The sequence below is a fragment of the Bradyrhizobium sp. 1 genome (genome assembly GCF_023073315.1).
GTDB lineage: Bacteria > Pseudomonadota > Alphaproteobacteria > Rhizobiales > Xanthobacteraceae > Bradyrhizobium.
Genome location: NZ_JADPJH010000028.1, coordinates 214,749 through 223,592 on the forward strand (window position 1 = coordinate 214,749; position 8,844 = coordinate 223,592).

The 8,844-nt window shown below is 59.2% G+C and carries 13 protein-coding genes; 5 read left to right on the forward strand and 8 right to left on the reverse strand.

What is annotated here, in order from left to right:
- Positions 1–8: 8 nt before the first annotated feature.
- Positions 9–347, reverse strand: a complete 339-nt coding sequence (locus IVB29_RS23410; protein ID WP_247505761.1) for a hypothetical protein — start codon at positions 345–347, stop codon at positions 9–11.
- 517 nt (positions 348–864) lie between these two features.
- Positions 865–1,251 (reverse strand): hypothetical protein, encoded by a 387-nt coding sequence (locus IVB29_RS23415; RefSeq protein ID WP_247505762.1) that lies wholly within the window; start codon positions 1,249–1,251, stop codon positions 865–867.
- Positions 1,252–1,565: 314 nt separating this feature from the next.
- On the opposite strand from IVB29_RS23415, the gene IVB29_RS23420 reads away from it, so the two are divergent.
- Positions 1,566–2,366: a hypothetical protein gene (locus IVB29_RS23420; protein WP_247505763.1), complete on the forward strand. Its 801-nt coding sequence runs from the start codon at positions 1,566–1,568 to the stop codon at positions 2,364–2,366.
- Positions 2,367–2,381: 15 nt separating this feature from the next.
- Here the strand turns inward: IVB29_RS23420 and IVB29_RS23425 are convergent, their stop codons facing one another.
- Together IVB29_RS23425 and IVB29_RS23430 are read right to left on the reverse strand one after the other, a co-directional pair.
- A complete protein-coding gene (locus IVB29_RS23425) occupies positions 2,382–2,741 on the reverse strand; it encodes a hypothetical protein (RefSeq protein WP_247505764.1) in 360 nt (119 codons plus the stop codon).
- A 227-nt stretch (positions 2,742–2,968) separates the two neighbouring features.
- On the reverse strand, positions 2,969–3,154 hold the full coding sequence (locus IVB29_RS23430; RefSeq protein ID WP_247505936.1) for a DUF3606 domain-containing protein: 186 nt from the start codon (positions 3,152–3,154) through the stop codon (positions 2,969–2,971).
- Between the two features lie 133 nt (positions 3,155–3,287).
- Between IVB29_RS23430 and ligD the strand changes: the two genes are divergently transcribed.
- From ligD to IVB29_RS23450, 4 genes are all read left to right on the forward strand, one after another.
- Positions 3,288–4,211, forward strand: coding sequence for a non-homologous end-joining DNA ligase (gene ligD, locus IVB29_RS23435; protein WP_247505765.1), 924 nt, complete (start codon positions 3,288–3,290; stop codon positions 4,209–4,211).
- 36 nt (positions 4,212–4,247) lie between these two features.
- Positions 4,248–4,745: a hypothetical protein gene (locus IVB29_RS23440; RefSeq protein WP_247505766.1), complete on the forward strand. Its 498-nt coding sequence runs from the start codon at positions 4,248–4,250 to the stop codon at positions 4,743–4,745.
- Positions 4,746–4,850: 105 nt separating this feature from the next.
- A complete protein-coding gene (locus IVB29_RS23445; RefSeq protein WP_247505767.1) occupies positions 4,851–5,264 on the forward strand; it encodes a hypothetical protein in 414 nt (137 codons plus the stop codon).
- Positions 5,265–5,278: 14 nt separating this feature from the next.
- Entirely contained in the window at positions 5,279–5,947 is a 669-nt protein-coding gene (locus IVB29_RS23450; protein ID WP_247505768.1) for an SOS response-associated peptidase, read from the forward strand.
- 240 nt (positions 5,948–6,187) lie between these two features.
- Here the strand turns inward: IVB29_RS23450 and IVB29_RS23455 are convergent, their stop codons facing one another.
- From IVB29_RS23455 to IVB29_RS23470, 4 genes are all read right to left on the reverse strand, one after another.
- Positions 6,188–7,063 carry a phosphoribosyltransferase gene (locus IVB29_RS23455; protein WP_247505769.1) on the reverse strand — a complete coding sequence of 292 codons (876 nt, stop codon included), beginning with the start codon at positions 7,061–7,063 and terminating at the stop codon, positions 6,188–6,190.
- A 321-nt stretch (positions 7,064–7,384) separates the two neighbouring features.
- Positions 7,385–7,699 (reverse strand): hypothetical protein, encoded by a 315-nt coding sequence (locus tag IVB29_RS23460; protein ID WP_247505770.1) that lies wholly within the window; start codon positions 7,697–7,699, stop codon positions 7,385–7,387.
- A gap of 151 nt (positions 7,700–7,850) precedes the next feature.
- A complete protein-coding gene (locus tag IVB29_RS23465; protein ID WP_247505771.1) occupies positions 7,851–8,108 on the reverse strand; it encodes a hypothetical protein in 258 nt (85 codons plus the stop codon).
- 117 nt (positions 8,109–8,225) lie between these two features.
- On the reverse strand, positions 8,226–8,474 hold the full coding sequence (locus tag IVB29_RS23470; RefSeq protein WP_247505772.1) for a hypothetical protein: 249 nt from the start codon (positions 8,472–8,474) through the stop codon (positions 8,226–8,228).
- Between the last annotated feature and the right edge of the window lie 370 nt (positions 8,475–8,844).

Consider the following 8,844-nt stretch of genomic DNA (forward strand, 5'->3'; position numbering starts at 1 on the left):
CCGCCGGTTCAAGCGTCGCGCCCGGCAGCACCACCGCTCGGGCTTCCCGGATACACGATGATCCGCTCGACCCGGTGAATTAGCTCCAGCACGCCGTCCTCACCGTTCTCGATCGGCTGCGCGGCCTTGCCCCAGCCCCGATCGAGGATCGCATTAGCGGCCGAGACGCGGGCGGCCGGCGTCGCGTCGTCGCTGCGCATGATGCCGACCAGCACCCGGAGCGCAGTTCTGGTGTGGCTGCGCGCGAGCGAGCGGATTTCGGTCAAGGTGCGCGCGCTGGACGTCTTCCTGCGCGCGAGCGGGCGGACCGGCTCGCTCACAAGCGTAATTTCCATCTCCTCGCTCAAGAAAACATCTCCCACACAACGATTGCAACCAGGCCCGCGAGCGCGAGCGATATCAGATAGGCGGTCATCGTCTCTCCACGAAAAAGAAAATGCGCGGCAGATCGCGTGACGAAGCGCGATCGTTTCGGGCGCGAACCCTATCTCCGACAAGCCCGGAGACCGCAGCGGCGCGGGCGAACAGCGCCCGGCGCCGCAAGGCCGGCACGTTCGCGCGTGCACGGCCAGCAATGGTTCGGACGGCGGCACGCCGATCGGCGCTCCCTCAACGCGTTTCAAGCGAGTGCGTGGCCGTGATGCGTGGGCCACCGTCCGATTCTGGAATTGGATACGAAGAAACCCGCGGCGGATGCGTCCCGCGCGGGTGTCACGAACTTTTCGATGATGCCACTATGCCAGTGTTTTGCCCGACGGGTCAACTGTTATTTCGTTTTTGACGAAATCCAACATCGGGCCCTCCAGGGAAACCAATTCTCTTTGGCTGAGGGCGTGGTTGCGGAGGCCATGGGTGCTTTTGTGGTCATTGCAATTTCTTCCGGGGCGAAGCGATTTGCGAAGATTTCGATGACTTCGTTTCATCGTCAAGGTCGGCGATTGCTTCTGAATGCTCGGGGTGGACGATCACGCGTTCGATGCGATGAATCAATTCTAGCGGGGATCGGTCGGTGGCCAAGGGCTGCACCGGCTTACCCCAACCGCGGTCAAGAAGGGCATTGGCGGCGGCGACGCGCGCAAATGCATTTGCGGTCTCTCTGATCATGATTGTGGCAAGCACGTTCAGCGCCGCTTCGGTCTTGTCTCTTGCCAGCGCTTCAACATCGTCGAGTGTCGGTGCCCTGAAACCCTCGCCGGCGACATACTGCACGGGTGGCAAAGTCAACGCGGTCCCTCTTTTCAGCTTGGTCATTTCAAAATCCCTTTTAAAAGCCAATGCGTCTCAGAAATAAAAATCCCGCGGCGGATTGCTCCGCGCGGGCCAGCCTTCGAACCGTTTTCGATGGTGCCACTATGCCAGTGTTTTGCCCGACGGGTCAAGCTCTTTATGAGGATAAACAGAATTTCGGCTGAAGGCCGCTACGAGGCGGAAGCTGCGGCCTGGCACCATGCCGCGATCAGTCGCTAAACCAAAAGCGACCTTTGACTCGACCAACTCCGAAATCACGCATAGAGTTTGGTTGTGTTCTTTGGAAACGCTATCGGCCCGCTTTGCTAGGGGCTCACGTGACAGAACCTGCGAACAATCCTGCTGCAAACAGCACCGGTGCTTTTGACAACTTGTTTGCGCCCGCAAAAGAGTGGGGGGCCTTTTCCGCGCAGGTACTGTCAATCGCGGCGGTAGCCGCCTATGCATACGAATGGGGGTACGGCGCCGCTATTGGCTTTGACATACTCTCGACGACAAGCGTAACGGATCGGGCGTCGGAATGGCGAGTGCTGTGGCCGATCGTTCTCGCGATTTTCGCCGGCCGTCTTCTCACTCCGCCTTGGGGTGACATGTCTGACTATCCGGAATGGGCGCTGAAGGTGCGAGATGAACGGATTAATGCATTTGCGTTGATTCCGTTTATAATTCTGTTTGTTCTGTTCATTACCATGATGTTCGTGCCTGCGTTCCGAGAGACCCATCCGGAGACCGGCGACGATCCCAGCGGAATAGCGGCTTATTCATTTGGCTGTCTTTTGTTGATGTTCGTCTCCTCTCCAATCTTCGAAGTGAAATTCGCTGCTCTTGGAAGAATTGGTCGCTATATTGCAATGTTACTTTGCACAATTTTGTTTGCACATTTTCTTGGTAGCTCGGATGGCGATGACATCCTCAACCAACGCGTGCGGATCCCTCTCGCTTGTTTGGGCGAAAACGCGACGGCACGCCTTGTCGGGATCGTACGTAGCTTTGATTCCGGATCGCTGCTTCTCAATCAAGCAGGGAAATTTTACTGGATGGAGGCAAAAGACACCAGGAAGCTTGAAGTCCTTCCCCCTTCAGCCGCAAGCGATCAGTTGGCTTGCGCTCGCCATTGAAGCTCCCCGCCCCACTCAGGCCGCTCCGCGCAGGGGGAGCGCCAGTTGAAGGTGAAAAGGCCGCGCGGCGTTGGCTTCGATAAACGCCTGTAAGGCCGGAGTGATCTCCGCGTTGCCGGCGGCTGCCTCTGCCAACGCATCTGCGATTTCGCTGGTCGCATCGCGCGCGTGCCCCTGGATCGCGTTGAAGGCAACGATCCGGACCGGATATGTGTATTGGCCGGAGAGAAGATCGCGAACGATGGTGTCGCGGTCGGTGTCCTGCTCATCGGTCTCGCGCCAGGCGCAGCCGGCGCGCGCGCCAAAGTCTTCAAGCACGAGATAGATGTCCCGATCGAGGCGGTCCGCCGGGACGATCGATGGCGATGAACGCATACGCTTACTCCCAAACTAGTGGGCGGAGAGACGGCCCCGGCATCGCAGGGGGGCTGGGGTATGGCCGGGGCCTCTCCGCCAGCTCGGCGGCGAGCCAGCACCGCACCAATTCTCCAGTGACTGCCGCAGTTCCTGATTTGAGGAGATTCTTGATGGCGCATCAATAGGCGTAAGAAAGCCGGTCGCTCACGCGACCGGCTTGCCACGAACCATGGGGGAAGGAAAATTTAGCGGCCTAGCTTGCGCTCGATCTTTTTCCGGCTGTTGCCGACCTTCTTGACCGCCTTCTTCACGGCCGAAGCCGAGCGGCCCGTCTTCTTTGCCTCGTAGCCGACTTCGTACTTCTGACCACCCGCAACGCGGGCGCGGTCTTGTTTGCGACCGCGAGCGGTCTGCTTCTTTGCTTTAGCCATATGCACCTCCATGCGTTCAAAAAACGCAATGGGATTCAAATGGTTCCTTCCAGCACCGCGCGACCAGATGGGAGAGCGGAACGAATCCCCGCGCAAAGATTCGAATCAAGGTGTTCGTTGCGTGGAGAGTTCAGTGGCGTTTCAGCGTGAAAGCAAGTCAGCAGCAATCGGCGTCAAGGTGCCTTTCCCGGGCTTTATCGAACCGGCTTTGGCTTCGCCGATCGAGAGGGTGCCGGCTGGCGAGCGCTGGATTCACGAGATCAAGTTCGACGGCTACCGCGTCCAGGTTCATCTTGCCAACGAAGCTGTGAAGGTCTTCACCCGCCGCGGTTACGATTGGACAAAGCGGTTCAGGAAGGTCGCCGATGACGCCTGGCACATCAAGGCGGCTTCGGCGATCATCGACGGCGAAGTGGTCGTTCCGGCTGTCGATGGCACAACCGATTTCTCTGTGCTGCAAAACGAGCTGAAAGGCTCATCCAGAAAGATCGTTCTTGTCGCTTTCGATCTGCTCTACCTCAATGGACATGATATTCGCCGCCTGCCGCTCGTTCAACGGAAGGCTGAGCTGAAGAAGATCATTGCCGGCAGTGACGTTCAATTCAGCGAAAGCTTCGAGATCGAGGGCGGCGAGATGTTGGCGCACGCCTGCAAGGTCGGGCTCGAGGGCGTCGTCTCAAAGGTGCGGGACAGCATCTACGCAAGCGGCCGCGGCAACAACTGGGTCAAGAAGACCTGCGCCCAACGCGAGACGTTGACCATTGCCGGCTTCGCACTGGATGAAGGCAAATGGGACGGCATCTATCTCGGGCGTCGCAAGGGCGCCGGTTTGATTTATGCCGGCAAGGTCGATCATGGGTTCGACAAGGCGTCAGCGACAGAACTCCAGAGCCGGCTAAAGCCCCTCATTCGCAAATCGCAGCCCTACGCGAAGCGCATCGCGCACAAGGGCATTTGGGTGGAGCCGAAGCTGCTTGCGGAAATCGAGTACCGCGCGAAATCGGCTGAGGGGAAAGTCCGGCATCCGTTCTACAAGGGTTTGAGGGAGGACCTTTAGATGAGTTCTTCTGCGAGAAGAAAGAGGAGTCATCAAATGTCTAGCGATGAGCAGGTTCTGAACGCCGTGCAGGAGGCGCAGGCGATTCTGGCGAGCTACGTTGAGCCGGGCCAGCGCGACTGCGAGCAGACCATCAACGACTTGCTCGGTATCCTGGATCATGAAGCCGTCGTTCGCGCGGTTGAGGAGATGGAAGCGCAGGGGCGCGCTGTGCGCGAGTTGCGGGAAGCGATTGATCGCGGCGAGCGTCCTCGATCGGAGCCTCCAAGAAACACGGTCGAACCCGATCTTCCACTGATGTCCGAAGAGAAGCGACCGCAGGACCCGCACTTGGACGGCGGCGATTTACGCTATGAGGGCTACACGTTCGAGACCCGCGAGCACGCCGGGGAGTATCCCGACACCATGCCCCAAGTGATCGAGGTGACGGACCCTGAAGGACGGAAGGCGGCCTACCTTCCTCTGAGCCGCGACGGAAACGTGGTTGATAGCTCGGCGGTGGTGCGGAAACTGAAGGACTGCGAAGAACGCTAGAGCGCGTACGTTTTCCACACCCACGACACGCAGTAGCACAGCGCGATGGTGGCCCCCTAGGTATCGACAATTTGCCAAGTCCAACGGTTTGGCTTTGATGTCCCCATGTCGACCAAATCGCGCCATTATCTCTACGGAACACAGATCAAGGTGTCGGCTGAACAAGCCGCAAGCGCGCGCAAGGAAGCCGACAAACTTGCCTGCGTGGCCTGGAATTACCGGATGCTCGGCTACAAGGGTCCGGCTCAGCCCTCACCCACGATCGGCGACGCGATCAACGCCGGCTTCCTCTATCTGGAGGTTCGATGTCTCGGGTGCGACACCAATCAGACCGTGGCGCTCGATATTGTTCGACGTCCAAAGACGACGCCTGTTCACGAGCTCGAACGCTATATGCGGTGCAAGAACTGCTCGGAAGTGCGAAGATATCCATACAAGCGGAGCGCGCTGGTGGCGCTGAGGCCCACGAAGATTTCAGCCGAGCATCCCGCATCATATTGGTGGCCCGGCGAGCGTTAAGGACTGATTTGAAGATGTGCAATCTTTATTCGATCACCACCAACCAGGCGGCCATCGCCGACCTCTTCCGTGTGGTGCGCCGCTACGAAGGCAACCTTCCGCCAATGCCGGGCGTCTTTCCGGATTACCCCGCGCCCGTCATCCGCAATGGCGACAACGGCGAGCGCGAGATGGCGATGATGCGCTGGGGCATGCCGCCTCCGCCGCGCACGGGCGGCCCGCCGGTGACGAACATTCGCAACATGTCCTCGCCGCACTGGCGTGCTTGGCTCAAGCCGGAGCACCGCTGCCTCGTGCCCGCGAACAGCTTTGCCGAATATGCGCCAGAGCCCAACCCAGAGACGAAGAAGAAGGACGTCGTTTGGTTTGCGCTCGCGGAGTCGCGACCGCTGTTTGCGTTTGCCGGAATCTGGACCAACTTCAACGGTGATCGTGGCACGAAGTCGAAGCCTGTACCCGGCCCGCATATGGTCTACGGATTTCTCACTACGACGCCGAATGCGGTCGTCGAACCGATCCATCAGAAGGCAATGCCGGTGATCCTCACGTCGACCGAGGAATGGAATGCATGGCTGCGAGCACCATGGGATGAGGCGAAGGCGCTACAGACGCCACTGCCGAATGAACAACTTACTATCGTTGATCGTGGAGCAAACAAAGAAGACAAGGCGTCGGCAGCCTGAATTTCGACCTTCGCTTCGTCATTAATAATAGTAAGCAAGATAGAAGATCAGTTCGCCAAGCGCAGGCAAAAACAGCTCGGAACTGAACCCGCAAAGGCCCCAACTTCTGGGCGACGAGAAAGAGGCCGCCAACTGTCGGCGGCCTCGGATTATTTCGCTTGAGCTTTCTTCGCCTTGAGGGCTGCTATGCGAGGGTCGACTTTTGCGCCTCGTTTGACAGCTGCTTCGAGTGCCTTTTTGCTACTCGCCTTTTGCTGCTGCCTCAGCGAGTCGATCTCTAAGGCATTGAAGTGGGGCGCGCCCGTTTCCTGCAACGCTTTTGGAGTGCCATCTAAGGAGAATGCTGCCTTCAGCATCAGTGAGCCGTTTTGCGTCATGGCCAATCTCCTTTCTCCAAAAATCGTCTAAACCACTACCGAAAGCTTGTTGTAACTCATTCCACGTACCATCAGAAAGCGCAAGATCGCGCCACTGCCCGCTTCCGTGTGCCAACGTGGTAACCGCCACCACGGAGCCCCCGCCCCTGATGATATGACTGCGCAGCGCGGCCAGCGTTCCGCCTGTTGTCACCACATCATCAACCAAGATGTAGGCCGCATTTTGACGCACTGCACCATCAAAACAAGGTTGACACAGAAATCGTGGAAAATCCTTTAATTTCGTGCGTCCAACACGCGATTTCTGCACGATTTGCGCGTCCATCTCGGCGTCGAGGAGGACGCTCAGCCTTGCCATATATTGGAAGGGAAGAACGTTTTTTACCCCTCTCCGGATTAAATCTGCTCCATCTGCATGGATATCATCGAAGGGGGGATGGGGTACGACGCATACGAGCGGGACCCCCTTAACTATGTATGGCGAAACGTCGTCGACAAGACGGTCTAGAACTCGGTCCGAGAGCATGTCTTCAACAATACGGTCGGCGGCGTCGTAGTCGGCGGCGGTTTTTGCCTTGAGATAAAGGAGCTTACGGGCCTTTGCCTGCGCACCTTCTAGGCCAGTCCCGTTGAGTTGTCCCAGGCGGCCGCAGACATAAACGGTCTCGCCACCGGTCCAAGGTTCTCGGAGATGGGGGAAACTAACAAGCGGAGGAGACGCACCAAAATTACGCAACATGCCCGAATCGTGATCCAAATATGACGGTCACGTTTAGCAGTCGCTGATCGCTACTCAAAGCTGAGTGCAACAAAACTGTTTCACTTGGCCACCGCGCCCGACAAACCCAGCGCCGCGTGGCGTGAACATAATAGGAACATACCAAAGCGTCACAACTGGTTGGGTTTCTCCAGCAAGACGGAAAGCAACATATCAAAGCCCGCGGCGGATTGCTCCGCGCGGGCTGAACCGAACTCTTTCGATGATGCTATTCTGCCAGTGTTTTGCCCGACGCGTCAACCATTTTTCCGATAAACAGAAACGTCGCCGGGCGACGCTTGCTCAATCCGGACGGACGTAGGACGGCTGTCCGCCGTGCTGGGATTCATCGTACACGCCGTAGGTCTCGTAGGCGCGGTTGCGCCTGTCCCAGCGCGGGCCCGGACCGTAGCCGTCGTAGGCGTAGCTGTCGTAGGCATAGCCCGGACCCGGCGCATAGGCGTAGGCAGACGACGCGGCGCCGGCGATGAGGGCGCCCGCGGCGAGCCCGCCCACAAATCCCGGGCCCCAATGGCGCGCCTGGGCGGGCACCGTTGTCGCCATGCCGATGGCCGCGAGGGTGCCGACGGTCGTGCAGATCAGTCCTGAAGCCTTCATTGTCACCTCCGATATGTCTGGTGAGCCAACGCAGGCGTGTCGCGCGGGTTGCCTGACATGCTCGTGAGGTGACGCGACAAGACGGAACGGTCCGACAGACCATGGTGTCGGCTTCGGTCTGCAAGCGGCCAGGCAGCAGAGTTCCGGCGCGCTACGCCGCCCGCGACAATTCCGGCGCGCGCGAGAGCTGTGCTTCCAGCAAGGCTATCGAGGTTTTCAGATTGTCCCGACGTGCCCGCAGCGTCAGGGCCAGCATCGAATAGGTGGAACTGCCGGGGTCGGCATTTCCGGTGGCGCGCTCCTCCTCGGCAATGTCGGCCTCGAGCATCTGGATCCGCCAATTCAGGTCGGAAATCAGGGCGTGGAGCTGCAAGGACGCGGTCGCTTCGAAACGGGACATGGACTGCATGGGATCGCCTCAATCTGGATCAGCCCGAATGGCCGGGCCGGGATTAAGACGCTGTGCAGCAAGAGGGATGCCACTCGGGACACGACGCTGTTCAAGCGAACGAGAGCGACAGGCACCTTACTCTTCCGCAAGCTTGCCCGCGATATACGCATCCACCGTCTCGGCAAACGAGCGCTGCACGCCGACCGCGGCGCCGTGCTGCTCCAGCATGTCGCGCTGAAGCACGCGCAGGCCGCGCCCGCGCAGGCAGGCCGGCGCCGTGTTCAGATATTGATCGATGGCGCCCTTGGCGACCGGGATGGCCTTCGGGTCGCCCCTTGCGACCAGGAGCCGCAGGAGGCTCTGGCATTCGGCCAAACCGGGCATGGGATCGGCGCCTCACGCCTGCCGCGATTTCGGCTTCGGCGGCTTGACGGGCTGGGTGTGGGTGCCGAACAGCATAAGCAGCAATGCGACTTCTTCCTTCGAACCGACCTGGATCATGATGATCTCCTTTTCGCTTCGTTGGTCGGGCCGGGCCGGCGCGGCGTTCAGGACAATCGGGTTTCAGGATTGTTTCAGGACTGTTTCGTTGGTTCGTAGCCGGAGGTGACTGCGCTTTGTTTGGATTGAGCGACCGGCGTGCTCGCAGAAAAATTCAGCACAAAGTATGTGTGCCCGGCCGTTGGCGAGGGACTATCCGTCACGACAAGCTGCCAGGGTTCGCCTTCCCAAAACCCTGGCAACCCCCCCCCCC

What these genes read in the sequence shown, in the direction of transcription:
- IVB29_RS23415 (WP_247505762.1), bottom strand. Translation starts at nt 1,251, where the DNA reads ATGACCAAGCTGAAAAGAGGGACCGCGTTGACTTTGCCACCCGTGCAG.
- IVB29_RS23425 (WP_247505764.1), bottom strand. Translation starts at nt 2,741, where the DNA reads ATGCGTTCATCGCCATCGATCGTCCCGGCGGACCGCCTCGATCGGGAC.
- IVB29_RS23430 (WP_247505936.1), bottom strand. Translation starts at nt 3,154, where the DNA reads ATGGCTAAAGCAAAGAAGCAGACCGCTCGCGGTCGCAAACAAGACCGC.
- IVB29_RS23440 (WP_247505766.1), top strand. Translation starts at nt 4,248, where the DNA reads ATGTCTAGCGATGAGCAGGTTCTGAACGCCGTGCAGGAGGCGCAGGCG.
- IVB29_RS23445 (WP_247505767.1), top strand. Translation starts at nt 4,851, where the DNA reads ATGTCGACCAAATCGCGCCATTATCTCTACGGAACACAGATCAAGGTG.
- IVB29_RS23450 (WP_247505768.1), top strand. Translation starts at nt 5,279, where the DNA reads ATGTGCAATCTTTATTCGATCACCACCAACCAGGCGGCCATCGCCGAC.
- IVB29_RS23455 (WP_247505769.1), bottom strand. Translation starts at nt 7,063, where the DNA reads ATGTTGCGTAATTTTGGTGCGTCTCCTCCGCTTGTTAGTTTCCCCCAT.
- IVB29_RS23460 (WP_247505770.1), bottom strand. Translation starts at nt 7,699, where the DNA reads ATGAAGGCTTCAGGACTGATCTGCACGACCGTCGGCACCCTCGCGGCC.
- IVB29_RS23465 (WP_247505771.1), bottom strand. Translation starts at nt 8,108, where the DNA reads ATGCAGTCCATGTCCCGTTTCGAAGCGACCGCGTCCTTGCAGCTCCAC.
- IVB29_RS23470 (WP_247505772.1), bottom strand. Translation starts at nt 8,474, where the DNA reads ATGCCCGGTTTGGCCGAATGCCAGAGCCTCCTGCGGCTCCTGGTCGCA.